The 26,798-nt window shown below is 41.3% G+C and carries 23 protein-coding genes; 12 read left to right on the plus strand and 11 right to left on the minus strand.

Annotation, left to right across the window (positions count from 1 at the left end):
* Positions 1–1,046: 1,046 nt before the first annotated feature.
* The 4 genes from CALSC_RS17275 to ndhL form a co-directional block, all read right to left on the minus strand.
* Positions 1,047–1,700: a heterocyst differentiation related protein gene (locus CALSC_RS17275; protein WP_200817667.1), complete on the minus strand. Its 654-nt coding sequence runs from the start codon at positions 1,698–1,700 to the stop codon at positions 1,047–1,049.
* Between the two features lie 264 nt (positions 1,701–1,964).
* Positions 1,965–2,765 carry a tryptophan synthase subunit alpha gene (trpA, locus tag CALSC_RS17280; protein WP_088242543.1) on the minus strand — a complete coding sequence of 267 codons (801 nt, stop codon included), beginning with the start codon at positions 2,763–2,765 and terminating at the stop codon, positions 1,965–1,967.
* A gap of 111 nt (positions 2,766–2,876) precedes the next feature.
* The gene (locus tag CALSC_RS17285; RefSeq protein WP_088242544.1) at positions 2,877–3,188 is read right to left on the minus strand and encodes a DUF3007 family protein; all 312 of its coding nucleotides are present in this window, start codon (positions 3,186–3,188) and stop codon (positions 2,877–2,879) included.
* A 29-nt stretch (positions 3,189–3,217) separates the two neighbouring features.
* The gene (gene ndhL / locus CALSC_RS17290) at positions 3,218–3,430 is read right to left on the minus strand and encodes an NAD(P)H-quinone oxidoreductase subunit L (protein WP_088242545.1); all 213 of its coding nucleotides are present in this window, start codon (positions 3,428–3,430) and stop codon (positions 3,218–3,220) included.
* A 351-nt stretch (positions 3,431–3,781) separates the two neighbouring features.
* Between ndhL and CALSC_RS17300 the strand changes: the two genes are divergently transcribed.
* Positions 3,782–4,387, plus strand: coding sequence for a flavodoxin family protein (locus tag CALSC_RS17300; protein WP_088242566.1), 606 nt, complete (start codon positions 3,782–3,784; stop codon positions 4,385–4,387).
* 59 nt (positions 4,388–4,446) lie between these two features.
* Here CALSC_RS17300 and CALSC_RS17305 read toward each other — a convergent pair whose 3' ends face one another.
* Together CALSC_RS17305 and trpB are read right to left on the minus strand one after the other, a co-directional pair.
* Entirely contained in the window at positions 4,447–5,310 is an 864-nt protein-coding gene (locus tag CALSC_RS17305; RefSeq protein ID WP_088242547.1) for an isocitrate lyase/PEP mutase family protein, read from the minus strand.
* Between the two features lie 245 nt (positions 5,311–5,555).
* Positions 5,556–6,794: a tryptophan synthase subunit beta gene (gene trpB / locus CALSC_RS17310; RefSeq protein ID WP_088242548.1), complete on the minus strand. Its 1,239-nt coding sequence runs from the start codon at positions 6,792–6,794 to the stop codon at positions 5,556–5,558.
* Positions 6,795–6,949: 155 nt separating this feature from the next.
* Here trpB and CALSC_RS17315 point away from each other — a divergent pair, with 155 nt between their 5' ends.
* The 4 genes from CALSC_RS17315 to CALSC_RS17330 all read left to right on the plus strand — a co-directional run bounded on the left by CALSC_RS17315 (position 6,950) and on the right by CALSC_RS17330 (position 9,480).
* A complete protein-coding gene (locus CALSC_RS17315) occupies positions 6,950–7,297 on the plus strand; it encodes a translation initiation factor (protein ID WP_088242549.1) in 348 nt (115 codons plus the stop codon).
* Positions 7,298–7,477: 180 nt separating this feature from the next.
* The gene (locus CALSC_RS17320) at positions 7,478–8,530 is read left to right on the plus strand and encodes an AAA family ATPase (RefSeq protein WP_088242550.1); all 1,053 of its coding nucleotides are present in this window, start codon (positions 7,478–7,480) and stop codon (positions 8,528–8,530) included.
* Between the two features lie 2 nt (positions 8,531–8,532).
* Positions 8,533–9,180: a DUF3226 domain-containing protein gene (locus tag CALSC_RS17325; RefSeq protein WP_088242551.1), complete on the plus strand. Its 648-nt coding sequence runs from the start codon at positions 8,533–8,535 to the stop codon at positions 9,178–9,180.
* Between the two features lie 138 nt (positions 9,181–9,318).
* On the plus strand, positions 9,319–9,480 hold the full coding sequence (locus CALSC_RS17330; RefSeq protein WP_088242552.1) for a YqaE/Pmp3 family membrane protein: 162 nt from the start codon (positions 9,319–9,321) through the stop codon (positions 9,478–9,480).
* 171 nt (positions 9,481–9,651) lie between these two features.
* Here the strand turns inward: CALSC_RS17330 and CALSC_RS17335 are convergent, their stop codons facing one another.
* From CALSC_RS17335 to CALSC_RS17350, 4 genes are all read right to left on the minus strand, one after another.
* Positions 9,652–10,638, minus strand: coding sequence for a hypothetical protein (locus tag CALSC_RS17335; RefSeq protein WP_088242553.1), 987 nt, complete (start codon positions 10,636–10,638; stop codon positions 9,652–9,654).
* A 303-nt stretch (positions 10,639–10,941) separates the two neighbouring features.
* Positions 10,942–11,499 carry a hypothetical protein gene (locus tag CALSC_RS17340; RefSeq protein ID WP_088242567.1) on the minus strand — a complete coding sequence of 186 codons (558 nt, stop codon included), beginning with the start codon at positions 11,497–11,499 and terminating at the stop codon, positions 10,942–10,944.
* A 28-nt stretch (positions 11,500–11,527) separates the two neighbouring features.
* Positions 11,528–12,754 carry an urease accessory protein UreH domain-containing protein gene (locus CALSC_RS17345; RefSeq protein ID WP_088242554.1) on the minus strand — a complete coding sequence of 409 codons (1,227 nt, stop codon included), beginning with the start codon at positions 12,752–12,754 and terminating at the stop codon, positions 11,528–11,530.
* Between the two features lie 39 nt (positions 12,755–12,793).
* Entirely contained in the window at positions 12,794–13,255 is a 462-nt protein-coding gene (locus CALSC_RS17350; RefSeq protein WP_088242555.1) for a hypothetical protein, read from the minus strand.
* Positions 13,256–13,380: 125 nt separating this feature from the next.
* Here CALSC_RS17350 and CALSC_RS17355 point away from each other — a divergent pair, with 125 nt between their 5' ends.
* From CALSC_RS17355 to CALSC_RS17375, 4 genes are all read left to right on the plus strand, one after another.
* A complete protein-coding gene (locus tag CALSC_RS17355; RefSeq protein WP_088242568.1) occupies positions 13,381–14,454 on the plus strand; it encodes a M20/M25/M40 family metallo-hydrolase in 1,074 nt (357 codons plus the stop codon).
* 298 nt (positions 14,455–14,752) lie between these two features.
* Positions 14,753–15,625 carry a MerR family transcriptional regulator gene (locus CALSC_RS17365; protein ID WP_088242557.1) on the plus strand — a complete coding sequence of 291 codons (873 nt, stop codon included), beginning with the start codon at positions 14,753–14,755 and terminating at the stop codon, positions 15,623–15,625.
* Entirely contained in the window at positions 15,622–16,278 is a 657-nt protein-coding gene (locus tag CALSC_RS17370) for a DUF2306 domain-containing protein (protein WP_088242558.1), read from the plus strand. The genes CALSC_RS17365 and CALSC_RS17370 overlap by 4 nt, the downstream gene beginning before the upstream one ends.
* 872 nt (positions 16,279–17,150) lie before the next feature.
* Entirely contained in the window at positions 17,151–19,115 is a 1,965-nt protein-coding gene (locus CALSC_RS17375) for a PatA/PatG family cyanobactin maturation protease (protein ID WP_088242559.1), read from the plus strand.
* 1,061 nt (positions 19,116–20,176) lie between these two features.
* Here the strand turns inward: CALSC_RS17375 and CALSC_RS17385 are convergent.
* Entirely contained in the window at positions 20,177–22,234 is a 2,058-nt protein-coding gene (locus CALSC_RS17385; RefSeq protein ID WP_088242561.1) for an elongation factor G, read from the minus strand.
* Between the two features lie 371 nt (positions 22,235–22,605).
* Here CALSC_RS17385 and CALSC_RS17390 point away from each other — a divergent pair, with 371 nt between their 5' ends.
* The 3 genes from CALSC_RS17390 to CALSC_RS17400 all read left to right on the plus strand — a co-directional run bounded on the left by CALSC_RS17390 (position 22,606) and on the right by CALSC_RS17400 (position 26,640).
* Positions 22,606–23,667 (plus strand): tetratricopeptide repeat protein, encoded by a 1,062-nt coding sequence (locus CALSC_RS17390; RefSeq protein ID WP_088242562.1) that lies wholly within the window; start codon positions 22,606–22,608, stop codon positions 23,665–23,667.
* Between the two features lie 368 nt (positions 23,668–24,035).
* Entirely contained in the window at positions 24,036–24,566 is a 531-nt protein-coding gene (locus tag CALSC_RS17395) for a phosphate-starvation-inducible PsiE family protein (protein WP_088242563.1), read from the plus strand.
* A gap of 310 nt (positions 24,567–24,876) precedes the next feature.
* Positions 24,877–26,640: a S8 family peptidase gene (locus CALSC_RS17400; RefSeq protein WP_088242564.1), complete on the plus strand. Its 1,764-nt coding sequence runs from the start codon at positions 24,877–24,879 to the stop codon at positions 26,638–26,640.
* The last annotated feature ends 158 nt before the right edge of the window (positions 26,641–26,798 follow it).

Raw genomic sequence — 26,798 nt, forward strand, 5'->3', positions numbered from 1 at the left:
ACAGTCGTAATTCAGGAATTGCAAAGGCTTGTTGATAGGGATAATAGGAATAAGTATCCAAAACACTTTCAATATCTGCAATTACTGATTGTTTTGTTAAATTGACAACTGTTTTCATGATTTAAAACTCCTGCTTTATTCAGTCAATAATTTTTAACTAAGAACCTATGAGCAAGCTATCAACTTGAAAGGATTAACATTAACTGCAAAGAGAAACCATAAACTCTAATACAAATGTTAATTTCCTATTATTTTTCAGTTATACCAATTCTGTATAAAGATGCACTAACTTCCATAATTCACTCACCACAAAGGACGTAAAGTCCATAAAGTCTGAAGTCAATAGGAGAGTTATTAATTTAGTGCAGCCTTACAAACAAATAGTATTAGCAAGTATTAATTTGTTTAATCTCTAGGACTTAGGGATTTATTGTGAGCAATTAGGTCTTTGATAATACCAATCTTTTCAAATTTTTTTGAAAACGGCAACAAAAGATACAAAACTAAGCATAAATTTCTTACTTGCCTACGTGTAAATACTAGCAACAGGAGTGGAATTCAATAGTAACAGCAGGATATAAGCCCCTAGATTAATTCTGAGGATGATAATTTTGTTAGGTTTACTCTTCTGGGAAAGGATTAACTTAATTCAAAGGCTGGAAATTAGGCCAAATTTTCTTCTTTGCTGATAAATATGAGTTAATACTACTTGATTCAGCTCAAAATTCTTATATAGCACTACGCAATTAAGACGCGTAAATTTTTAAAGGCTGAAACCTATAAACAGTAAACTTATTACTTGCGCGTAGCGCTATATGTAGTTTGGATTAAACGACTGCACAATCCCAAAAAGCCTTTGATGTGGGATTTAGGTTTGGTCAACTCAACAAACTACAATATTCCTTAACAAACCAATATGGAAATCGGGGATTTATATTATATCACATAAAAATGATAAACACATAAAAAGCACTATGACGATAGCCATATTCTCTTCTCCAGTATAGCGATCGCGCAAATGCTTTAGTTGTTTGCTATTTAGCTTTTCAGTGCATATCGTCGTACTCGTGGGTTTGTTGCACCCTTCTAACTTCCTTGCGAGGAGGTAAAAATTCAGCCCGTCGCACAGGAGTCAAGGGTTGATTGGGGTTATGGTAAGGATGTAATACTTGTACTGTGCGGGTACTACGTTCTTTGGGAGAAAATAAGGCTAAAACACCTGCAACTACGACTCCACCACCAATGGCTAAACTCATTCCTCCCACAGCCCAAATTATTGGTGAAGAGAATAGGGTTTTTTCAGTGCTATTGAATTCTGTTGATGTGGGAACCTGTTGATTTTTGTTTTGAGCAGTTAATTGCAACTGTTGCTGTTGCAGTTGGAACTGCATTTGTTGATTTTGAACTTTGAGCTGATTATTTTCCTGCTGCAACCTTTCACTAATCACTTTTAATTTTTCTAGTTCTGCTAGCTTCTGACTAGTGTTGGGATCTACGGGTAAAGGAACGTTGGGATTTTGTTGTAAATAAGGATATGTTCCCACCTGTGGCATCATGGGAGTAACTACAGGTGATTGCATGGGGGGGGATACGGTAAAATTTGGCTGCACAGGAGTGTTACCTGTTGCACCCTTAAGTAATAGGAGCGCCGCCAGCCCTGCTATTGCGACTCCGCCGACAAATGCCATACTTTCACTCATCGTCCCTTGCCTCTAGACTGCGACACTACTACATCTAATAATTTATACTCTCTCACACTCATAAATTTATACCTTACCGTTCCTTTAATATAATACTTGAATATAAATTTTGGTATTGACTAGTTGTTAAACCACTGCTATGTGCTTTATATATTCAAAACGATATCCGTTAAATTGTCTACTAAGGAAGGTGAAAAAAAATTAGCTGTTTACACTTTTTAATTTACCTTCCCTGGTTTGATTAAAATTAGTAATTAATTTTACTTAAGATTTGGACAATGTTGACTTCAGATTTGCACAAAAATCAGCGATCGCACTTAGTCCTTGTTCTGGTGTACCTTCTGCCAATCGTTTAACTATAGCACTACCAACGATAACTGCATCTGCCCCCCAACCACGTACTTGTTGTGCCTGTTCTGGTTGGGAAATGCCAAAGCCTACTCCAATGGGTTTTTCCGTAACACTACGAATCTGAACAATTAAATCTGATACACGTGATTCAATTTGCGATCGCATACCCGTCACCCCAGTGACACTAACTAAGTAGATAAAACCTTGGGAAGCCTGAGCAATGGCTTCAATGCGTTCGCTGGAACTGGTAGGAGCAATGAGTAAAATAACTTCAATGCCAATTTTACTGGCTGGTTCCAGTAAATTAGCAGCCTCCTCTAGAGGTAAATCGGGTACTACCAAACCAGCGACACCAATCTCTGCTATTTGCTGGAGAAATTGCTCAATACCACGGTTTAAAATGGGATTGTAGTAGGTAAACAGGATAATTGGTGCATTTAAGGTAGGAATGATTTGTTGCAGCATTTCCAGAACTTTATCCAAGGTTGTACCCTTTGATAAAGCACGGGTGGCAGCAGCTTGAATTACTGGCCCATCTGCGAGAGGATCAGAATAGGGCACACCTAATTCAATCATATCCGCACCACTGCGATCGAGAGTTTGTAGTGCAGATGCAGTTGTTGACAAATCAGGATCACCGGCGGTAATAAAAGGGATTAGAGCACATTGTTGATTTTGTGCCAGCTTTGCAAAACAATCAGAAATCACAGCCATTTCAGTTATCAGTTATCAGTTATCAGTGAGACAGCTTGTAGGGTGGGCACTGCCCACCTTACCCTTAAGTTATTGAGAAGGTGCAAGATATGTGATTAACCAACCATTAATTTACAGCTGTGAGTCCTGTTCTTGTTCTATTTTTGCTTGCAGGCGCTCTAATTCTTCTGGTGAAAGCTCGTCTAAGCGTTTTTGCAAGTAAGTTTGTTCGTACTCATCTCGTTGTTGATGGTAGGTCATTTTATTGTTAACGGCACGAAATACATAGGTAAATAACCACCCGATCAATCCACAAACAAGCAATGCTTGGCTCCATATTCCAGCATTTTGGCTATCTAAACCAACTAACTGTAATACAACATATGCCAAGCCGCCTGCAACAAAAACGCCGAGAACAATTCCAATAGCGTCAATACGTCGCATGAGAATAATGACCTACCAATCTTAAATAATTAGACTTCAATTTGTCGTCGCTGGGGTCGAATATTGACAAACGGCGACAGGAGTAATAAACCGGGGAAGAAGAAAAATACTAGGAAGTACATAAACCCCCGCTCAATAGAGCTAACTACATACCACCGCAGCTTGAGGTAAAACAATACAGCTACGGGTAGTACCAGTAGATAAACTCCAGCCAATATTAAATAGAGTAATGCTACAACCATACTTTTGTCTCTGAGTCCACAAGACTAACGGGCATCTTGTTCCTATGATAGGCTGATGCATCGAGTTAGGGAAGAGGGGGGAGTGAGGGAGTGAAGGAGTGGGGGAGTGGGAGAGTGGGAGAGTGAGGGAGTGAGGGATGGAAATATATACAGCATTTTGCAGGTAAATGAAGTACAAGACTACATACTAAAACTAAGAGTGGGATGGGCATCCCTGCCCGTCCAAATGTACTTCACGAAGATGAAATATGCTGTATCTTCTTTGTTCTGTGATTATGTGATTAGTCTTCACAGGTTCTTCATTTTTGTGATTCAAAATTAGAAATAGGAATGGAGATGGAGGCTAGAGTTATGGATACTGGCAAAAAAGTAGTGGGGATTGTTGGTAGCTATCGTAAGAATGGATTTATTGATTCTGCGATCGCCCAAATTTTAGCATCAGCTGAGAGTCAAGGGGCGGAAACTAAAAAAATTTATCTCCAAGACCAACATATTGAATTTTGTACCAATTGTCGTACCTGTTTACAAGAACCAGGTACAGAAAGGGGTAAATGTGTTCTGGAAGATGATATGGATCAGGTTTTACAAGATATTGAAATTGCTGATTCCCTTGTGATTGGTGCGCCTGTGAATTTTGGGAATGTTAATGCACTAACCCGTAAACTTTTAGAACGTTGTGTCTGTTATGGGTATTGGTCCTGGGATACACCTCAACCGATAATGAGGAATACTACCATGAGGAAAAAGGCGGTTCTCGTCTTATCCAGTGCTGCACCGGCTTGGATGACTAGGTGGTTGACAGGGGCGTTGGGTGCATTAAAAGATTTAGCAAAGATGCTAGGGGCAAAACCCATTGGTGTATTATGGATTGGGTTGGTTAATCCCAAAGAGGTAGAACTTTCTGAGAAGGTTAAAATGCAAGCAAAGCGATTAGGGCAGAAATTAGCAACTGCATAGTAACCAATTACCAAATTTGAATTGTTTTTGCACCTCCTGTTGGTATAAATTAAAAAAAATTAATCCCGATATTTCTCTTCCAATTCTTGATATTTAGGAATACCAATAAATTGCTTAAACTCCTCAAAATTCACCATATTATCAAAATCCGCCGTAGTTCCCTGCTCTTTCAAACTCTGGAAACAAGCTGTCATTCCCTGAGTAGCTGCAAGTAGAGCCGAAACGGCAAAAAAGACAATCTTAAACCCCATCTGTTGCAACTGGGATACGGAAAGCTGGGGAGTTTTCCCACCTTCAATCACATTGGCAACTAATGGCACATCAGGAAAAGCTTTGGCGATCGCTACTAATTCTGCAACAGATTGGGGTGCTTCTACAAATAATACATCCGCACCAGCCTGAATATAAGACCGTCCCCGGCGTATCGCCTCATCTAAACCCAGGTTCGCCCTAGCATCCGTGCGAGCAATAATTACCAAACCACTATCACCACGAGCGTCCACTGCTGCCCGTATTTTTCCCATATGTTCTGTCATAGATATAACCTGCTTACCCTCAAAATGACCACATTTTTTCGGCCATTCCTGATCCTCCAGAATTACCCCTGCAATACCCAACCGCACAGCATCTTTCACAGTACGGATCACATTTAAAGCATTACCATAACCAGTATCACAATCGGCAATCAGGGGAATACTTACAGATTGAGCAATTCGCCCTACAGTGTCAAGCATTTCTGTCGCAGTGAGGAAACCATAATCTGGTAAACCCAAGGTAGAAGCAGCAATGCCAAAACCACTGCTAGCGATCGCTTTAAAACCCGTATTCTCTGCTAATTTTGCTCCCAAACAGTCATAAATACCAGGGATAACAATTATTTCTGGGCTTTCGAGTAATTGTCGCAGTTTTTGTCCAGGATACATTTATATAATTTGTAATTCTTAAATTAATTCACAGAAGGGAGGGCACGGCACCATTAATACCAATTCTCCAAAATAAAACTACACATGGACAGCAGGGGGCAGGGAGCAGGGAGCAGGGGGAGAATTATCTGTAGCCAGGATTTAGAGAAATGGTATAAAACTATTCCATATACCGAAATATTGTGGATGCCGTGCCCCTACGGAATAATTGATTTATCTACTCTTTCACTCCTTCCCTCTTCCCCTCAGCCAGGATTCAATAACTTAGCCACTGTCTGCACATCCTTATCACCCCGCCCAGAACAGTTAATGATAATCCGGGGACTACCAGCTAATTGAGGACAAAGGGTTTCCAAATAAGCGATCGCATGAGATGTTTCTAAAGCAGGGATAATCCCTTCTAACTGGGATAATTTCTGGAAGGCTGCCAAGGCTTCGGCATCGGTAACGCTGTAATATTCAGCACGTCCCAATTCTTTCAAATAGCTGTGTTCAGGACCCACCCCAGGATAATCTAAACCAGCGCTAATGGAATGGGGCTCAATTACTTGTCCCTCTGCATCTTGTAACAAGTAACTCATGGCTCCGTGCAATACACCAATTCTTCCTTTTGTCAAGGTAGCGGCATGTTTTTCTGTGTTTACACCTTCTCCAGCAGCTTCTACCCCAATCAATCGGACAGAGGATTCGCCCACAAATTCATGAAATAGTCCCATAGCATTGGAACCACCACCCACACAAGCCATGAGAATATCTGGTAAGCCACCCCATTTTTTCATTGCTTGGGCGCGGGTTTCCTCTCCAATTACCGCATGGAAATCCCTGACTATCATTGGGTAGGGATGGGGCCCAGCCACGGAACCAAGGATGTAATGGGTTGATTCTACATTAGTTACCCAATCTCTAATGGCTTGGGAAGTAGCATCTTTGAGGGTTCCCGTACCCGCAGACACTGGACATACTTCCGCACCCATGAGGCGCATCCTAAATACGTTTAATGCTTGGCGTTCCATGTCATGAACACCCATATAGATAACACATTCTAAACCAAATCGAGCGCAAACTGTCGCCGTTGCTACCCCATGTTGTCCTGCTCCAGTCTCGGCAATGATGCGCTGTTTGCCCATGCGTTTTGCCAGTAATACTTGACCGATGGCATTATTAATTTTGTGAGCACCAGTATGATTTAAATCTTCACGTTTTAAGTAAATTTGCGGTCCTGTCCCATCAGGACGGGCATAATGAGCAGTGAGACGTTCAGCAAAATATAGAGGTGTAGCGCGTCCGACATAGTCCTTGAGTAAATCTTGGAGTTCGGCTTGAAATTGAGGATCTTGGCGGTATTGCTGGTAAGCTGTTTCTAACTCAGCTAAGGCAGGCATCAGGGTTTCAGGCACATATTTACCACCAAAACGCCCAAAACGTCCTTGTGAATCGGGATTCTGGCTATTTGTGGAAGCAGGTGAAAGGGGAGTTGTAGTCACGGATTAGTTAAAATAACGGCACAAGAACAATTTTAGAACTGATGGGAAGGTTATGGGAGAAATGCAAAAATACCTATTATCACCCTAATTAGCGATCGCTAGCCCTAATATAGAGAATTAAAAATTACCATTCACAGGCTTTTAACTTACCAATTATGTCTGCTTCTAAACGTAAATCATCGGAAAATCGGGTTGTATACAGCGAATTTGGCAATCATGAATCTCCCGCAACGGAAAGAGCAACCCCAAATTTACCTCCAGAGAAACAAGACTTGCGAGTGCAAGCCACCCGTGCTGGGCGTAAGGGGAAAACTGTAACTATAATTACTGGGTTTCAAAGTACACCAGAAATTTTACAAGGGTTATTGAAGCAATTGAAATCTCAATGCGGTACAGGGGGAACATTGAAAGACAATACTATTGAGATTCAGGGAGAACACAAGCAAAAAATTCTCGAACTTCTCAAGCAAAAAGGTTATAAAGCTAAAATTAGTGGTGGCTGAGGCAATTTTGGATTTTGGATTTTGGATTGTGGATTGCAAGTCTTTCATGACCGAATATTTTCAACAATAAATGGCAAACATCATTCTCCTTCAATCGTCCTTTTTGCTAGAGTTAGAGGTGTCAGGATAAAGTCCCTGAGACCCTTTGTTACCCCTGTGTTGCTTTATAGCAGCAAAATTATGTTTAAGAGTATCAAAATCGAAAATTTTCGTTGTTTTCCGTCCTTTGAGCTTCAGCAGCTTGGTAGGGTTAATCTGCTAGTTGGTAAAAATAATAGTGGTAAAACATCTATATTGGAAGCTATTCAAATTTTATGTTCGCGAACGAATCTTGAACCACTAGCGGAGATAATGATTAACCGAGGTGAATATCTGTGGAACGATGATAGCAAAGGAAGGCGTGAACTTGATATTCGTCATCTATTTTCTGGTCATGAGATTGAAGCAGGTAGTGATTTTTCTGTATTAGGAATTAATGATGACATTGAAGAAAAGATTTTTTTCTTAATAAAAATACCTCAGTCTCATCAGCTAGAATTTAACGTAAAGTGGAGTTACAGAGGTCAAGAAGTAATTTCGACAGCACCTTTATCAATTGATGGTAGTTTATTTTTAGGAGATTCTCGGCGACTTTTTAGAGATTATATTGACGAACCTGCAATAACGCAATTTGTCACATCATCTTCTTTAACAACAGAGAAAATGATTGAATTGTTCGAGCAGGTAGTATTAACACCAGAAGAAAAACTTGTAGAAGAAGCACTTCAGACAATTGAACCAAAAATTGAGCGCATTGCTCCAGTTGGTTATAAAAGATTTAGGTCTTCAGAATCAAGGACAGGCTTTTTAGTACGTCTTTCTGACAGCAATCAACGTGTACCTATTGGTAGTATGGGGGATGGAATATGGCGCATTTTGGGACTTGCACTCGCAATTGTATGTGCAAAAGATGGATTTCTATTTGTTGATGAGATTGATACTGGACTCCACTTTACAGCAATGTCTGATATGTGGAAGCTAATTTGGGAAACAGCAAAAAAATTGAATGTCCAGGTTTTCGCAACTACACATAATAGTGACTGCTGGACTAGTCTAGCCACTATTGCTAGGGAGGAAGAAGTTGCGGAAGATGGAATTACAATTCAACGTATAGAAAAGGGAAAACAAACGGCTGTTGCTTTTACTGAACGGGAAATTGTCATTGCTGCTGAGCGAGGTATTGAGGTACGTTAGCAATGGCAAGATATTATAAACCAAAAAAGTTAATTGTAGAAGGAGAGCAAGATAAAAGAGTTATTCCCGAATTTATAGAAGCTAATGGTATTTCTTGGGGTGATACAAAAGACAAAGCTATTGTTTATATTGAATCCTATGGTAATGATCAATTTATTGATGCAGAGGTAATCTCCACTGAATTAAAAGCTTCTGGATTAACTCATTTAGGACTAATAATAGATGCAGATGAAAACCCTTCTGGACGTTGGGAAAGTGTAAGAAATGCCTGTTTAAAAAGCATTCCTGATTTCCCCGAAAAACTACCAGAAACAGGACTGATTCACACGACAAATGAGATTAAGTTTGGTGTCTGGATTATGCCAGATAACGGAATGCGAGGTATGTTGGAAACTTTTCTGACATACATGATTCCTAACGAAAGTGAAGCTCTTTGGCAATATGTTCAATCAGTAGTAACAGAAGCACAAAGCAAAGGTGCAACATTTAAAAATGTTCATATTGATAAGGCTAATATTTATACCTGGTTAGCATGGCAAGACGAACCCGGAAGACAATTACATCAAGCTATCAAAGAACGTATTTTAAACCCCCATCATCCTCAAGCACAAACATTTTTCAAATGGTTTAAAAATTTGTACGATTTATAGTTATTCTACCTAAGAGCCGCGCAACATGCGATCGCTCCTTTTTGTTACATATCTTAAATAATGCTGTCCAGAAAAATAAATGTTATCTTTAGATAAGTAGGTAAAAATGGCATTCTTGTAAGATTTATAGAGAAAACAATGGACTTAGTTCGGATTATCTGCGCTATTTTTCTACCCCCTTTGGGAGTCTTTCTACAAGTAGGTTTCGGTATAGACTTTTGGATTAATGTACTTTTGACTATTTTTGGCTTTTATATTTTGGGAATTATTCACGCAGTTTGGGTAATTGCCAAAAAATAAGTAAAAGGCAGAATGCACGATTATATTTGAAACCCCACCATGACTCAATCATAGATATTTTTCCACTTGTTTAAAATTGGTGGGATTTATAGCTATTGTACCTAGGAGCCACGCAAAATGCGATCGCTCCTTTTTGTTACAAAACTTCAAGAACACTTTTTCGATTAAACCTTAAACTATCTGCTTCTGTTTAGATTTTACAGTAGAACCAATACCAAATACCCCTGCGACTAATACTCCCAATAATGACATAGATCCAAATTCGGGTTCGGGAACAGGTTGGGCTACTACATGACTCGTACTAAACTTAGCATCTCCTGCTGCAACAATATATACAAGGTCAGGGTCAGTATCCCAGTTCTTAACACCAGGTTCACACCAAGAAAAATGATAGGAGTTAGCATTAGGTCCTCCATTATCTGTTACTGTTCCACAGCGTTGATCAGTTCCTACGAATCTATTACCTAAACCGCCAGCAATTTTTTCACCCGTATTACCGCTAAAATCAACAAAGCCACGATTCCCAGTACCTTCAGCTCCAGGAATTGGATTAACTGTAGCAAAAGTGGAGAAATTGGCAATTGTCAAGGATTCAATGGTTTCACCATTTTCAAATCCCAACCAGCTTAAATCGTAGCCGAAAGTCCAGTAACCAACATCAGAGTTAGTTGTAGAGGTAAAATTGATCGGTTTTTCATAGAAAAATTTTGTTGCTCCGTTTGCTCCTGTAACACTTACAGCCAACGTATCAATATTGTTGCTATTGCTCGATTCAAAAATGTATAAATCAATTCCTTCTTGATTAACGAGCAATGTATCTCCGTTGGGACGACTGCTCCAAGATGCTTGCAAAGAGCTGGGAGAAAATGGACCATATTGAGGCTCTCCAATACCAGTAACTGTTCCTGGAGAATTATCAGTTAGGTTACCGATATTATTATCGGGGTCGTCAATAAATGGTGTGTGTCCATGACCAAAAGTTACACTATTACCAGAAAGCACTTCTGCATTTGTAACTGCATTATCTGTATCAAATATAAACTCATTACTAGGACCAGCTGTTACTTGAGCTGCTTGGGCTGAATTATTTAAACTGGCTACTAGAACCCCATAACTAAGTAATGTTCCAGCTGCTAAAATAGATAATTTCCGAATCATAATTGTAAAAATGTTACGATAAATCGACTAAAAACCAATTCAATATTTAGTGCTGTTTTGTTTAAAAAACTACAGTGAATTCAACTATAAACTAAGTGGATTCAGTATTTGGTAAAAAAGTGATGAAGTTAAGTTAAATAAAATACGAAGAAAAAAAATAGGCCCAATCATAAGCGTTCACAGCACAATTTTAGTATTCTGGGTATAGATTAAGGCATTGTTGAGGTACCAAACCTCTGAACAGCAAGCCCTACTTACTACTTATGCGTTGTACTTGTATTATTTTATTCTTCTGTCATTCCCTCATCGCTCTTTCTTTCTTAGCAGCACAAATAAACAAATAACTCCTGTACTCAAAAGAGCGATCGCAATTACTGGTAAGAGCCAATTATTACTTGCATTATTCTCAGTATTAACCGTTGGTTGAGTCAGTGTATTATCATTATTTTTATCCCTACTTCCAACAGCCACAGTTACATTAAACTTTAAAGTGAAAGGTCGAAAGCTTTGACCTGTAGATGGTTTACCACTTAGTTGTAATTGATAGGCACCAGGACGAGGAAAATTGATCACAGTACCGGGAATACCTTGATAGCGTTCTGCGGTAATCGCTTTTAAGGTTGGCTGTAAAAGTGGTAGTTCTCCTGATACATGAGGTTCAGCATAAACAGATAACTGACAGTTACATTCAGCTAGAGGGATCAGCTTACCACCCTTACGGGTGAGAGCAAACCAAGTTTGGGATGGCTCTCCTGCACGAGGAATATCATTGGGTTCAATGTGTAGAGTTGCACCCACGTCACCCTCAACCTTGACTTTATGGGCAAATGTTGGCTCAACCCCAGTTGTTAAAGCCAACATGATTAAACTCAAGCATCCATAAGCGGAACTACTTTGCTTTGCTGGGAGGAACATAGAATTTCTCTAGGGATAACAATGACCAAAAAAAGCGATTTCTGAGGAGAAATACAGCCACAGCTGCAATTAATAAAAAACCGACAGCAAGTTTATTTTCCCAGGTTAATTGGGAAGAACCAAAATAATGGGAACCAATTGTCAGAGCATGGATAACGCTGAAAACAATTGCTGGTAAGCCAAGTAAGTGTATTTGTCGCCAACGTTTTCCCAATCGCTTTTGCCAGGAATCAAAACTAGTCACCGCCGCCGGAACCATCAAAATAAATCCACAAACACCTGCAGCCATACCCCACTGAAATAATGGTGTCAGGAACCAAAAAGCAGCCAAATTCCATTGTAAAGAATGCTCTATCATATGGATTGTGTGGAACCCAGAGAGAACAAAAGCACCTACTCCCAAAGCGCGACGGTAACGCAGTGGAGATACCCACAAACCACTCACAGGACGAGCAATTAAAGCTAAAAATAGCAAAATTAAAGCCCCATGTCCCGTGTAATCTATCATCACATCCCCAGTTCGCAGCAAGGTGAGGATACCAATAGTAAGAGTTACCCAACCACCCAACCTAAATAGCTGACTGCGCCTATCTTGACTGAGCAGGGATGTAGATATCCCAATACCTAACATTGTGGGTAAAGTTCCCATACCAAAAGCTAGCATGGTTAATCCACCCCTCCACAAATTACCAGTTTCCGCAGCTTTGATTTGGGCTGCATATAGGAAACCACAAGGTATTAATCCCCAAGTCATTCCTAATAGTATTGGTGTCCACCATTGCTTACCCAAGGATAATTTCACCATACCTGTTTGTAAGCGATTGTGGAGATTAGTTTGAAATAGGGGATGCAGTATGGGAATCCGTGGTAAAAACTCTGGTTTAATTTGTCTCAAACCAAACCAAATCAACATTGTGCCGGTAATAATTGCCATCCACTGGCGTAATTGACTACCAACACCTGCCATCTGTCCACTAGCTAATAATACTGAACCGATTGCCCCAATTCCAGAACCTACAAGGGTATAGCTAAGTATTCTACCTAAATTAAGTAAGGTATGAAATTGTAATTGTTGTTGCCAGGGAGGTGTTTGCTGTTGATGAGACAGGGAAAAAGCCACTGTCAGGGGACCGCACATACCTGCACAATGTCCAAAACTTCCCAGGAAACCCAAAAGAGCAATTAACCAAAAATCTAGCACGGATTATACGGATTTAAGAGATTAAGTAGATTTTACCCATTATTCTTTTAGTGGTACTTCAATCATTTCTGTATCTTCTATTAGTTTTCCATTATGAGCCAGAGGGTTATGTTTGTTAGCATTTAATCTGATAGTTACTTTATTTTTCCCAGGTGGGAGACTAGCCAAATAGTACCAGGAGCTATAAATACGGGTGATTTTTTTGCCATTTATATACAAATGACCATGACCCTCACCAGGTTTATCGTCTTTATTTACATTCTCTGGTGCAAACTTAAAATTAGTAACTTTAGCTTGTAAATTCCATCCTTTTTTAGTATCTTTATATACTACCAAGTCAACTGATGGTACGGCTTGACCCGTAGGAATTTCAATGCTTTTATGGGAATGGTTGTGATGATTATGATGGTGATTCATTTTATCGGCAATTCCATAACTGCCAACACCCAATAAACTTAAACAAGTGAACCCACTGGTAATAACGAAAAATTTTTTCAGCATCACAGATATTGAACCTTTTTTATTGGGAACTTTATGTCAATTTGTCTCTTCAGTCAAAAGACGAGTCGTCATACTTGGTATAGGGAAAAATACAATCCTCAGTCAGCAAGCTACGGATGAGTCACATGAAAAAATGGATTTGGCTGGTATTTTTAACTTTGGCTGTAGCTACGGTGACTGTGATTAGCGGCTTTTGGCAACAGCCTGAGAAACCAAAGGTAATGGCAAAAATCCAAGTAGAAGCGCCAAAACCTCAACCGAAAGCTCCTGCAAGGGTCAATGAGCCATTGAATTTACCGCAAGTATCTAGTGATCGCTTATTCTCTCATCTGCAAAACTTAAATTTTCAACGCTACACAGATAGGGAGCGATCGCGTACTCGTAAGTATATCATCGAAGAATTACAAAAAATCGGCTGGCAACCCAAGCTACAAAAGTTTGACCGAGGTATTAATGTATTTGCTGAACGCAAAGGGAGCAATAAGGATGCAGGAGCAATTCTCCTAGCTGCCCATTATGATACCGTTGCCAAATCCCCCGGTGCTGATGATAATGCCAGTGGTGTGGCTGTAATTTTAGAAATTGCTCGACTGTTAGGTTCTCAAAAAACTCCACGCACCCTACAACTAGCTTTTTTTGATCAAGAAGAATCAGGATTATGGGGTAGCAAGGCATTTGTTGCCAAGAAAAAAAATTTAGATCATCTCCAGGGTGCAATTGTCATGGATATGGTGGGTTATGCCTGTTACACCCCTGGATGCCAAAAATATCCTCAGGGTTTACCTATAACTCCACCAGGTGATACAGGAAATTTCCTGGCTGTAATTGGCGATACGGAACATTTGCCCATCCTCCATGCTTTTCAACGCAAAATATTCCCTGATCAGCCCCTTGCAGAACCTCTCAAGAGTTCAAGCTCTAAAAAATCATTACCACCAATATTTGCCTTACCAGTACCCCTAAAAGGCTTGCTTATACCAGATACTTTACGTAGTGATCATGCACCATTTTGGTTGCAGGGAGTGGGAGCTGTATTAGTTACGGATACTGCCAATCTGCGTACACCCCATTACCATCAACTAAGCGATACACCGACTAATATTAACCGTCCATTCTTTGCAGGTTCGGCACAAGTTATTACTAATGCCACTGCTAAGTTACTCAATAGTACGGATTCTTTAGCGACTCCGGAGACTTAACGGATGGCACTAATAATTGCTGAGTCCCCATCTGATAGGGTTTATCCCCTGCTCCCCACTCCCTACTCCCTGCTCATTCTTCCCTGCTCCCTGCTCCCTACTCCCTACTCCCTACTCCCTACTCCCTACTCCCTACTCCCTACTCCCTACTCCCTACTCCCTGCTCCCTGCTCCCCTGCCTCTTCCTGACCGAATCATTTCTGAAAATTCATTGTAAAGATTTTTTTCACAACTATAGATCCTCACGTTACGTCACCCCCTATCTTTAGAAACACAGAAGCAAAGAAACAAAGACATCATGTATAGCATTGGTGAATACGCTCGTATTGCCCAGGTTTCCAAGCGATTGTTACGTTACTACGATGAGATTGGGTTGTTTCAACCAGTCAAAATAGATTCTGAAAGCGGACATCGCTACTATAGCGCGAGTCAATTGCCAGAACTCAATCGCATTCTGGCATTAAAAGATTTGGGCTTATCGTTAAATCAAATTCAAAGGTTTGTGCGAGATGATATTTCTCCCACAGAAATACAGGGGATGTTGTCTTTAAAAAAAGCAGAGTTAGAACAACAGGTATTGTCAGAGCTCCAACGTATTCGCACTATTGAATCCCGTCTCAAGCAAATTCAAGATCGGGAGCATCTAGTTCGCGATGTGATAGTCAAACAAGTCCCCCAACAGAGGTTTGTTTCGGCACGCCAAGTTTTATCTCAGACTGACTCTCAAGATGATTTCTTTTGGTCTGTATTTAATGCTCTAACTCAGGGAAATCGAACCAGCAAAGGACAAATGACGATTGTTTTGCACGAAGATGGCATAGACAGTGACTACATAGATCTGGAATTTGGCAAATCCCTAGAGAAAACCAGCAGCCTATCTTTAACTAATAATAATGGCATAACTTTAGTAGATAAATTTCTGCCCTCGGCAACTATGGCAACCTTTGTACCCCAGACGAAGGATTGTTCCAAGCTTCTAGGTTATAGTGCGATCGCAGAATGGGTAGAAAGCAATCACTACGATCTAGCTGGTGCAGTCAGATTGGTGTTTCTAGAATTGCCCAAACAGCCAGGAGATGATGAATATGTAGTAGAAATTCAGTTTCCCGTCCGCAAGCGAGCAGGAGAGCTGACTAGCACCTCTATAGTGATTGAATCGAATCAGCTATGATAAATCTCAAGAAATCAGAATGGATCATCTTGATCGGATTGCTTCTACTAAGCTTCGTTCCTTGTGTAGGTGGAATATTTCGACTGGTGGATCTGGTTAGCGATTCAGGATTAGTGCCTGAAAATCCGAGAATACAATCAGCGCCAATTCCAGTTATACTCCACATCTTGAGCGCTGTTCCATATTGCATTCTTGGAGCCTTTCAATTTCTTCCCAGTGTTATGAGAATGTATCCGAAATGGCACCGGCTAGCAGGTCGGTTATTGGGTATTGCAGGTCTAATTTCCGCCATTTCGGGTTTGTGGATGACTCACTATTACTCCTTTCCTGATGATCTTCAGGGCAACCTCCTTTATTGTGTTCGTATTATCGTTGGATTCGCCATGATCGCTAATATTTTGCTAGGAATAGCAGCAATTTTCAAAAAGCGGATTGTGCAACATCGAGCTTGGATGATCCGTGCCTATGCATTAGGTCAAGGAGCAGGAACGCAAGTATTGGTCACGATACCGTGGTTGTTGACTGTTGGAGAGCCAAGTGGGCTAACTCGAGACATACTAATGACGGTTGCTTGGGTGATCAACATAATCGTAGCCGAGGGGACGATTAATAACCGAAGCAAATATTGGCTGACTGCGCTGAGAATCAGATGAAGAGGAACAATACCACAAAACTTAACGCGTGAAAAAAGGATAAAATTATTACTGGGGTTAGGTTTTAGGGGTCGGGGGTTAGGGAGAAATAAGGGAATTCCAAATAAAAAAATAATCAATCGTTATGAACGCAGGGGAGCAGGGAGTAGAGAGCAGGGGGAAGGAAAGTCGTTTTGATTCCAATTGATTCCAAAAATTGGGTAATTTATTTTTTGGAGCTCCCTAAGTTTTAACTCGCTACGCGAGAAAGAAGAAGTCAGAGGGAAGAGGGAAGAAGGTAGAGTTTCATATTCTTAAAACAAAGTACTTTCCTCTTGCTTCCCTTAGTATAGGAAAGGGTTTAAGTCCCCCACCAATTATCCTTCTTCTTTCGTTAATTACCTTTTGAGTGTCAGATTACATATGAGGTAAATCACATATTAATCAAAGGTCTGACCACTTTCAGGTTATTCACAGATTGCAATATTCACAGAATAATTTCCCCATCACCTAACATCATGTCCGTCTGATTACTTGTGATATAGCCATCCATGCAAAAATCACCCAAACTCTTTCTCCCCTTGCACCCTGCCCCCTGCCCCCTGCCCCCTTGCAGCCTTAACCATAAGTCTCTAACCGAACATGATATAACACTCAACCCCAAACCCTGTCTCCATTTCAAGCTGATTGTCACCCCCTGAGGGAGTCGGGAGACTTAACGGGTGGCCCTAATAATTGCTGATTCCTCATCTGATAGGGTTCCTAGCACTTTATAAAAATACTCATTGAAGTTTTGAAACAAAAATGTTTTAACTGTGAAATTACTGAGATACCATCAGGGATAGCGGAACATAAATCTTCTGAATGAAATTCAGACTTTAGGTATTTCGCATATGGCAGCCTTAATCCATACTCATAGTAATTTAATTGCTGGACTGGAGGATCTCTGGAAAGAAACAGTCGGAGAGCCGGAAATTTGTGTTGCTGTTTTAGATGGCTCAGTCGATCTGTCCCACTCCAGCCTTGAGAGAGCTACTTTCACTCAATTAGATCCTCTAGTTTCAAACATTTCTACTCAAGGTTCGGCAGCTCAACACGGCACTCACATTGCCAGTATCATCTTTGGTCAGCACCATAGTTCGGTAAAAGGCATTGCGCCTGGATGTCGGGGTTTACTAATTCCCATTTTTACCGATAAAAAGGGAGGTGGAATTGCCCCATGTTCCCAACTCGATCTCGCCAGAGCTATTCTTTTAGCGGCGAATCACGGTGCTCAGATTATCAACATTAGTGGTGGACAATTAACCTCTAGTGGAGAAGCAGATTCTTTACTTGCCCATGCTGTTCGACATTGCCTAGAGCAGAACATCCTGATTGTAGCGGCGGCTGGTAATGAGGGTTGTAATTGCTTGCATATTCCTGGTGCATTGCCATCAGTTTTGGTGGTAGGTGCTATGAACGCGGCAGGAATACCCCTAGATTTCAGCAATTGGGGTGAGAAGTATCGCGCCCAAGGGATTTTGGCTCTGGGGGAAAACATACCCGGAGCAATTCCTGGCGGGGGTGTCACAACCAGTAGTGGAACCAGTTATGCCACTGCGATTGTCTCTGGCATTGCAGCTCTGCTTCTAAGTCTCCAAGTCAAGGGTAGTCAAACTCCCAATCCTCAAGCAATTCGAGCTGCCATTCTTCAAAGTGCTATTGCCTGTGACGACCAACCAGCCCCTGACTGTCGCCGCCTTTTAGCAGGTCGCATCAATGTCAAAGGAGCCATGTCAATCATTCTTCAACAAGGAGAAGTCATGAGTGAAAACTTAGAAGTAGCAACGATACAACCTGTACCTACAGAGTCAGGAAAACCGCCACCACCTCTAGCCCAAGCAGAAATTCCGGCTGTGGAAGTGGCAAGTTACAGTGCTCCGTCTTCTGAGGTAATACCTCAAGGGTTACAAAACCCGGGTTCATCACTTCAGGTGCAAGAGCAGATAACTCCCAGTGCCATATCTCCTGCTGCCTGTAGTTGTGAGGGAGGTGGGGGTACATCAGCCCAAGCCCAGTTGATTTATGCCCTAGGGCAGCTTGGGTATGACTTTGGTGCAGAGGCTCGCCGAGACTCTATCCAACAGCATATGGGGGAAGGAGCTAATCCTCAAGACCCTCAACAACTGTTGGCGTATCTGGAAGAGAATCCTTGGGATACAGCAGCGATCACCTGGACACTCAGTTTGGATGCGACACCTATTTATGCGATTCAACCCTTTGGTGCCTATGCGGAACGGGGATATGAACGGTTGCGCCAGTTTCTCAGAGAACAATTGTTAGAAGGGGTTGAGCGCATTTCAGTTCCCGGTGTGATCGTGGGACAAGTGATGCTGATGTCTGGTCAGACTGTGCCTGTGATTTTTCCTACCCTGCGCTGCATGTATAGCTGGACAACATCAGCGTTAATTCAAGCAATCTGTGGTAATGCTCCGGCTGAATCGGCATCGACGCAAGATAGAGAAGCTTATGGTCAAAGATGTCAATCTGTGATCAATTTTCTCGAACGGATTTATTATGAGCTTCGCAATCTGGGGATTACACCCCAAGAACGAGCTATTAATTACTCAGCCACTAATGCCCTGAATGTGGAGCAGATTTACGAGTGTGCCATTCGAGAGGAGATGGATCTCGATACGATTGAGGTGGAACCTAGTCCCCTGTGTCGTCCGGATTCTGAGTGTTGGGATGTAAAGTTGACTTTCTTCAATCCCAGACAGGTATTTCAACAAGCTAGAAAAGTGTATCGCTTCACAGTAGATGTGAGTGATGTTTGTCCGGTGAATGTGGGGAGAGTGCGATCGTGGTTTGTGAGGTAGAGGCACTTAGCTATAACGCACCCTACTGGCTAAATTTACTAAAGGTTTTAGCGCTTTCACAGTTGAGAACAAAATCATTTTATGAGGACAGAAACATGAAAATTCCCAATCAATCGATAGGTTTATTAAGGTTGACATCCCTCTCACAACAAAATAAGTATGCCAGTCTAGTACCTTCTCAGATGAGAAGCTTAACATCTTCTTTGCCAACTCCATATTTCCCGGAGTGTGATTATTTCCCGACCTCGTCGACAGGTCTTTGCTATAGCAACTGTTACGGGTATCGACCCTGTTGGTTCACTTGGTGGGGGCCAATATTGTTGTAAGTCGATGGATCGACTTTCCAGTGCGACAGCCGATTTTGTAGTGGTGTAGCACAGTTAATTGAGTGATGCATGTCCAGTGAGTGTGGGGAGAGTGCGATCGTGGTTTGTGAGGTAGAAATAATTGGCATAGCTTAAGGAGAAAATCAATATGAAATTACCAAACTTGTCAAAAGGAACTATCCTTTATATCTCGACTGGATGGCAATCAGATAAAATAAAAGAAACAGGTCTCTCAAATAGCTCAATTCCACTGCTAGACAGGTGGCGTTTGCCTAACCATTCTACTCCTTATAGGTTTTATCCCTGGGATACCTGTTATGATGGACAGGGTGGCTATTTTCCCTGTATAAAATGGCTTGATGGAACAATAACCCCTATTGGATAAACGCATATTTGCCGATCTAGATGCCACAAATATTGCTAGAAGTGTCTTCTGTGGTGTTTGTAAGCTTAAGGGCTGTGGTTGTGTAGGAATGCGTTGCGTTAACTGCAATTTTGCAATCCCTAGTGCTCCTTTCAACTAATGTAAATATTGGCTGACTGCGCTGAGAACCAGATAAAGGGGATGCTACCACAAAATCTTTCCCTCTCCTGAATTCAGGAGAGGGATGTATGTCCTTTAGAAGAGGATGATGATTTAGGGAATTTTGGTAATTCAACTATTTGTGTACAGCGTAGGGGAAATTCAAGAGAGAAATTTCACCTCAGCCTATACTTCCCACATTTATCCCATCATCACTTCTTACCATTCTTTGCATTACCATTACTGCCAGTATTTTCACTAGTAGTAAGAATACGTTCAGCAACCTTATCCGGTACCTCTTGGAGATGGTCGAATTGCCAGTCAAAAGAACCAACTCCTAAAGTTTGCGATCGCAATTCGACAATAAAGTTTTGCATTTCTGCTTGGGGTAGGTAAGCGGTGAGATGGTCCCAACCTTGCCAGTCATGTATACCTTCATAACCCAAAATTTGACCCCTTCTACCACTCAACAACTGCATTACCTTGGAGGTAAATTCATTGGGGGTAGTCACTTGTAACCTGACAATTGGTTCTAAAAGGGTGGGATTACCTTGGGGTAGTCCTGACTGCATGGCAAGACGAGCCGCTAATTTAAAGGCTTGTTCAGAACTATCAACACTGTGGTAGGAACCATTGGTGAGGGTAACAGCCACATCCACCACCGGAAAACCCAAGGGACCATGTGTTAAAAATTCTCGCACACCTGTTTCTACACCAGGAATATATTGCCTAGGAACCACTCCACCAACAATAGTTTCATTAAAGTTAAAGCCTTCTCCACGGGATAGGGGTTGAATGTCAAGATAGACATCGCCAAATTGTCCATGACCCCCACTTTGATGCTTGTAACGCCCGTGAGCTGAAGAAATTGACTTGCGGATAGTTTCTTTGTAAGGCACTTGGGGTAAGTGCGTTGTCATTGGTAAATTATATTTTGAGCGTAGTCTGTCTAGGGTAACTTGTAAATGAATTTCTCCTTGTCCCCACAGGATCACCTCATGGGTATCACCATGTTGCTCCCAAGCCAAGGAAGGATCCTCTTCTAGCATTTTCGTGATGGCACTACTGAGTTTGACTTCATCGTTGCGCTTTTCGGGGGTAATTGCTAGGGCATAAACTGGTTCTAGTTTTTTGGCTTGCGGTAATTCTACTTTTCCAGCTTCTTGGAGGGTATCTCCTGTATTAATACTTTCCATCCGACTCAAAGCGATAATTTCCCCGGCTCTAGCTTCCCTTACAGATTCCATCTGTTGTCCCATAAGGCGATACAAGCCGCCAGGACGTATACCACTGAGGTTCATACCATCAGTTAATTTACCTTGCCAAACTCTAACTAAAGACAGTTTGCCTCCCTGAGGTGTATAAAAAGTTTTGAGTACTTGGGCTAATGGTTGATTACCTTTTTGTTCGCCTAAGCGATGTTTTGCTGTGGTTTCTGGCTCTGGTGCTTCTCTTAATAATGCTTCTAATAGGGGTCTAACACCATAATCTTGTTCAGCAACACCAAAGAAAACAGGTACAACTAAATCTGCACCCAATTCCATTTTTAAGTCTTTGAGAATCTCCTCTTGGGGAGGTTCAATATCTTCTAAAAGTTCTTCCAGTAAATGATCATCAAAATCTGCTAAGGCTTCTAACATTTCTGCCCTAGCAATGTGTTCTTCTTCTTTCAGTTCTTCTGGAAACGGAATTGGATCTGCCGGTGCCCCATCATGGTAATGATATGCTTGTTCACTGACTAAATCAATAAAACCAATTAGCTGTTCTGTTTGCATAATTGGATATTGATGTGCTACCAATGGACGGCTAGAAACTGCCTTCAGGGAGTGCAAAGTTTCCAAAACATGAATATTTGCCCGATCCATCTTATTCACAAACACCATGTGGGGAATTTCCCAATCATCCAGGAACTTAAATAGAGGGGCTAAGGTGAGGACGCGCTCATTGATGGGTTCGCAGACAACAATTGCCGCATCCACTCCAATTAAAGCATTGTAAGTTTCTTGGGCAAATTCCACACTTCCGGGACAATCGACAAATGTAAACCGAGTGTCATTATATTCAGTGTTGGCTGTGCTAATTTCTACACTCATGTGGCGATCGCGTGCTTCTGTAGCACTGTCTCCCACTGTGTTACCATCTTTGACACTACCTTTACGGGAAATTCCTCCCGTTACAAACAATAAGCTCTCTAGTAAAGAAGTTTTACCGCTTAAGTATGGACCGACAATTGCTACATTTCGCGAACCCGATTTTACTTTTTCGTTCATAAAACCTCCTTGGCGTTCAGCTACGCCTAGTTACATCACGATAGCAGTCAGCACTCAGCATTCAGGGATTTAAAAGTCGTTCGGCTATACAGTTATTCTCTTCGCTGATGGCTGATAGCTTTGTATTTATTTTGAGTTATGAGGGATAAAAATTTTGATCAACAAGAATTATCCCGTCCTTAAGTTGACATTAACTCTTATTTAATCACCACAGCAAAAAATCGTATTTTGTTGTAAGATTTAAGTCGCAAAATTTTAAGTACTACAAATTTTTATAGATAATATTGAAGTTTAATGAATAAAATGCAACCTTAGCCATCTGTTTGTGAATCAAACTTCACTAAAACTGTTGCGAACTATATAGAAAATCAATGTCAATATTCCTGTCTAAATATCATTTATCCGTATCAGTACCGTTTGGCGCGAACAAAGTATATATTAATCAGCAGCAACAAGCTGATACTTCTGGTTTTTGCCGTTTTGATCTTTTCTCTCCTAGCTTTTATGTTTCCGTACTAGTAATTTTCATAGTTGGTGGTAGTAGTATTTTTTATACTTCACCAACCATTGCCCAAACACCAATCCCCGGTTTACCCACTGTTTCCACATCCGAACCCAGTCAAACCCAAGCTCAAGCTCCAACTGCCACAGATTTTTTAAACCAGGGCTTACAATTTATTCAAGCTGGCAGAGTCCAAAATGCGATCGCATCCTTTAGGCAAGCCATCCAGGTAGATCCCAGTTTAGCGCCAGCCCATTACAATTTAGGTTTAGCACTCAGACAAATAGGGCAATTACAACCAGCCGCCAATGCTTTTTTTCAAGCTACCCAAACCGATCCCAAATTTGCCCTAGCCTTCGCCAATTTAGGGGGTACCTTATTAGAAGGAAATAATTTACAACAGGCTAATAATTACTTACAACGGTCATTAGAAATCGATCCCAAACTGGGAGTAGCCCATTACAATTTGGGATTATTGCGAGAAAGGCAGCGAGATTGCAAACAGGCTATTGTCTCCTTTAAAAAGGCGATGAAATATAGTAAAAATGCTCCAGAGCCAGCCTATCATATAGGAACTTGCTATTTACAACAGGGGAAAATAGATCGAGCTAAAAAAGCTTTTGAGCAAGCAATCAAAATTAATCCCAAATACCCTGAAGCCCAGTATAACTTGGGAGCTATTTTTTTCAATCAAGGTAAATATAACCAGGCAATAGCAGCATTTCGCAAATCAGCACAAGCCAACCCGAATTATGCCAATGCCTATTATGGCGCTGGGTTAACTTTTATACAATTGCGCCAATATGCCCAAGCCGTACAGGTCTTCCGATATGCCATTGACTTATACCGCATCCAAGGCAATCAACAGTGGCAAAATAACGCGGAACAACAGTTGCAACAAGCGCAACAACTAAATTCGCAACCTCGCTGAGGCAGATTTCCTTAATATTGCGTAACAATAGGATTAAAGAACGAATGGCTGGTGTGGTCATAAAGAGGTAGGGAGCAAGGAGCAGGGGAGCAGGGAGCAGGGGGAGTGTGGGAAGAGAAGGAAGAGAGGGAAAGAGTAATGGAGAGAAGGAGGGAAGGATAGAAAGAAAGAAAGAGGGAAGGAGAGAAGGAGAGGAATTTATACTCATCTTCCCATCACTCCATCACTCCATCACTCCATCACTCCATCACTTCCATACTCCCCACACCTCCCACACTCCATCACTTCCATACTCCCCACACCTCCCACACTCCCACACTCCCCTGCTTCTTCTGGTCATAAGTTGTCTCAATTGTTGTAGAATATCCATGAACAAGCACAAGCGCCTCAAAAGTAAATTTTTATTTTGCGATCGCTGGTTGAATCGGCGGGCAATTGTCAATAACATGGATGCGTTCCAAGACTTAATTGTAATTTTCCTGTGTCTGGGACTATTTGCTGTTATGCTCGTGCAATTGTGGGGGATATTTATTGCCCTTTCCCAATCTTCCGATTATCAGCAAGTGACTGCAAAAATCCTGTTTATCTTGATTTTAGTAGAGTTGTTCCGATTACTGATGGTTTACTTGCAGGAACATAGTATTTCTGTAGGTGTGGCGGTGGAAGTCACAATTGTATCTGTGTTGCGAGAAGTCATCGTTCACGGTGCTTTAGATATTTCTTGGATTAAAGTAGCATCTATTTGCGGCTTACTGTTGATTTTAGGGGGATTGTTGTTAGTGTGTGCCAAAACTCCCCATATGGATTGTATGAGTGCTAACACCAAGTTCTGTCCTTTGATTCATGTAGATGAACTTCATACTTCAAATTACCAAGAAGAATTACCACGGCATCATTAGGTGAGGAAGTCGGGAGTTGGGAGTTGGGAAGGCACAACCCGGTTCCCTACTATCCTGCAAGCTATCAATATCTGCAATCTTCTCTAGCTGCAACATTCTAAGTAATAAGTAATAAGTAATAAGTAATAAATAATAAGTTTACTGTTCATCAGTTTGCTGCTTCAACAATGACCGCGCCTTAATTGCGTAGTGCTAGACATTCAGGAATAATACATTAATAATTTGTATAAAAAAATTCAAGCTAAAAAACACATCTGTAAATATATCCTGCTAAAATCTGGCAGCATTCAAAAATCATCAGAGGTGAGACATGAGACGTGATAAACTTTCTGCCGGATTATTATTGGCGTTTGAGGATTATCAAGAAGAAGGACAGGAAGGTTTAGACACCCATAAGCGATCGCTAGGTATTGTATCTGCCACCAGCGATTTTAAGCCGACTCGTAGTGTCGTTTTTATCTACTGCGATGAGCAAGCAGACCTGAGTCATTTGTCACAGCATGGTATTCGCATCAACCAAAATACTGGCAGTGTGAGGACAGCTTTTTTACCAATAGAAAGTTTAGATGTTTTATCAGAAGAGCCAGCAATTCACCGCATTAAGCCATCGCGCAAACTCCATGCTCATATGGATGTTGCACCAAATAAGGTTAATTTGCCGAAATTTAAGAATGAAACAGGACTTACTGGTAAAGGAGTCATAGTTGGTATTGTAGATACTGGTATTGACCCCAAACATCCTTGTTTTGCTGGACGTATTCTACGCATCTGGGATCAAACCCTACCGGGACCAGGAGTTAAAGAAGGTAGTTATGGTGCAGAATTACAGGAAAAAATACTCAGTATTTCCAGAGATACCAATGGTCATGGAACTCACGTAGCCGGAACTTCTGCTGGTGCGGACAGTAAATATGGTGGTGTCGCCCCAGAAGCAGAATTAGTAATTGTGAAAACTGACTTACAAGATGCCCATGTTGCTGATGCTGTACGCTATATTTTCCGCGTAGCAGAAGAAATGGGACGACCTGCGGTAGTTAATTTGAGCTTGGGGGGACATGCTGACGGACATGATGGTACGGACTCTTTATCAAAAATCATTGATGCTGAATCTGGACCAGGAAAGATAGTTTGCTGTGCTGCTGGAAATGAAGGTAATGATAATATTCACGGTCAAAGTATAGTACATAGTGAGAAACGCCGTACCATGCGTTTCAATGTACCTTACAAACAAGTTGGTATAGTTTGGTTAAACGGTTGGTATGATGGCAAGGGTAAACTAGAAGTCTCCCTACGCAGTCCCAACGGTTTTGTTACTCCTTATCAGGCAATTATTACTGATGGTAATCCTTCCCAAAAATACCTACTTCCTGATGGGCGGATAGAAATGGTTACCGCAGGACCCGATGCAGCGAATGGAGACCATAATTTCTTTTGCCAAATTCGTGGTTTGGGTGTGGGAAAATTTGCTCTACCAGTATCAGGGGGAATTTGGCAGTTGCGAGTCCGTAATACCTCTGGTGAGAATGTGCGGTTAGATGTTTGGAGTTTAGATGATAAAGGAGGATCAGTATTCTTTACTGGTAAAAGTATAGAAGACTCGGTAAAAATCGGTTCTCCTGGAGCTTCCAGTAGTGCCATTACCGTTGCGGCTTATACTACCAAAACTGAATACAAAGATGTTGATGGTAATGAGCGTAAAGTTGGCTTAGACATAGATGAGATATCTGAGTTTAGTAGTGAAGGACCTCTGCGAAATCAAGCTCAAAAACCAGATGTAGCTGCACCCGGAGCCATGATTGTTTCTGCCCTTTCTGCTGATGCCGGTTTTCCGCGATCGATGATGGTGAGTGACAAATTTGTGGCTATGGCTGGTACTAGTATGGCAACACCTTTTGTCACCGGGGTAGTTGCACTTTTATTACAGAAGAATCCTAAACTAGATTCCCAAGCTATTAAAGAATTATTCAACAAATATTCTTCTATTCCCCATAAAGCTCCAGGAACCTTTGATAATAAATGGGGTTTTGGCGTGATTGATATTGCCAATCTTTCTGTTGAAAATCCTGTTGCTTAATTGAAGGTTATGATAATCCCAGGCTTTAGTCTGAGGGTTTTAGGGTTGGAAATAGGGGGACTTTGAAAATGATTGTCCCCCTATTTTGGGAAATTTATAGCACTATGCTATTAGGGCACGAACATTGCTGAGCCCTGAAACCTATGAACAGTAGACTT

This window comes from Calothrix rhizosoleniae SC01, assembly GCF_900185595.1.
GTDB classification, from domain to species: Bacteria; Cyanobacteriota; Cyanobacteriia; order Cyanobacteriales; family Nostocaceae; genus Calothrix_A; species Calothrix_A rhizosoleniae.

Bases quoted from the DNA above. Each gene is read 5' to 3' on its own strand.
- CALSC_RS17325 (WP_088242551.1), top strand. From the start codon at position 8,533: ATGGCAAGATATTATAAACCAAAAAAGTTAATTGTAGAAGGAGAGCAA.
- CALSC_RS17285 (WP_088242544.1), bottom strand. From the start codon at position 3,188: ATGCGACGTATTGACGCTATTGGAATTGTTCTCGGCGTTTTTGTTGCA.
- CALSC_RS17335 (WP_088242553.1), bottom strand. From the start codon at position 10,638: ATGATTCGGAAATTATCTATTTTAGCAGCTGGAACATTACTTAGTTAT.
- CALSC_RS17370 (WP_088242558.1), top strand. From the start codon at position 15,622: ATGATAAATCTCAAGAAATCAGAATGGATCATCTTGATCGGATTGCTT.
- CALSC_RS17300 (WP_088242566.1), top strand. From the start codon at position 3,782: ATGGATACTGGCAAAAAAGTAGTGGGGATTGTTGGTAGCTATCGTAAG.
- CALSC_RS17385 (WP_088242561.1), bottom strand. From the start codon at position 22,234: ATGAACGAAAAAGTAAAATCGGGTTCGCGAAATGTAGCAATTGTCGGT.
- CALSC_RS17400 (WP_088242564.1), top strand. From the start codon at position 24,877: ATGAGACGTGATAAACTTTCTGCCGGATTATTATTGGCGTTTGAGGAT.
- CALSC_RS17390 (WP_088242562.1), top strand. From the start codon at position 22,606: ATGTCAATATTCCTGTCTAAATATCATTTATCCGTATCAGTACCGTTT.
- CALSC_RS17320 (WP_088242550.1), top strand. From the start codon at position 7,478: ATGTTTAAGAGTATCAAAATCGAAAATTTTCGTTGTTTTCCGTCCTTT.
- CALSC_RS17355 (WP_088242568.1), top strand. From the start codon at position 13,381: ATGAAAAAATGGATTTGGCTGGTATTTTTAACTTTGGCTGTAGCTACG.
- CALSC_RS17395 (WP_088242563.1), top strand. From the start codon at position 24,036: ATGAACAAGCACAAGCGCCTCAAAAGTAAATTTTTATTTTGCGATCGC.
- CALSC_RS17340 (WP_088242567.1), bottom strand. From the start codon at position 11,499: ATGTTGGCTTTAACAACTGGGGTTGAGCCAACATTTGCCCATAAAGTC.
- CALSC_RS17315 (WP_088242549.1), top strand. From the start codon at position 6,950: ATGTCTGCTTCTAAACGTAAATCATCGGAAAATCGGGTTGTATACAGC.
- trpA (WP_088242543.1), bottom strand. From the start codon at position 2,765: ATGGCTGTGATTTCTGATTGTTTTGCAAAGCTGGCACAAAATCAACAA.
- CALSC_RS17305 (WP_088242547.1), bottom strand. From the start codon at position 5,310: ATGTATCCTGGACAAAAACTGCGACAATTACTCGAAAGCCCAGAAATA.
- CALSC_RS17350 (WP_088242555.1), bottom strand. From the start codon at position 13,255: ATGCTGAAAAAATTTTTCGTTATTACCAGTGGGTTCACTTGTTTAAGT.
- CALSC_RS17330 (WP_088242552.1), top strand. From the start codon at position 9,319: ATGGACTTAGTTCGGATTATCTGCGCTATTTTTCTACCCCCTTTGGGA.
- CALSC_RS17365 (WP_088242557.1), top strand. From the start codon at position 14,753: ATGTATAGCATTGGTGAATACGCTCGTATTGCCCAGGTTTCCAAGCGA.
- ndhL (WP_088242545.1), bottom strand. From the start codon at position 3,430: ATGGTTGTAGCATTACTCTATTTAATATTGGCTGGAGTTTATCTACTG.
- CALSC_RS17375 (WP_088242559.1), top strand. From the start codon at position 17,151: ATGGCAGCCTTAATCCATACTCATAGTAATTTAATTGCTGGACTGGAG.
- CALSC_RS17275 (WP_200817667.1), bottom strand. From the start codon at position 1,700: ATGAGTGAAAGTATGGCATTTGTCGGCGGAGTCGCAATAGCAGGGCTG.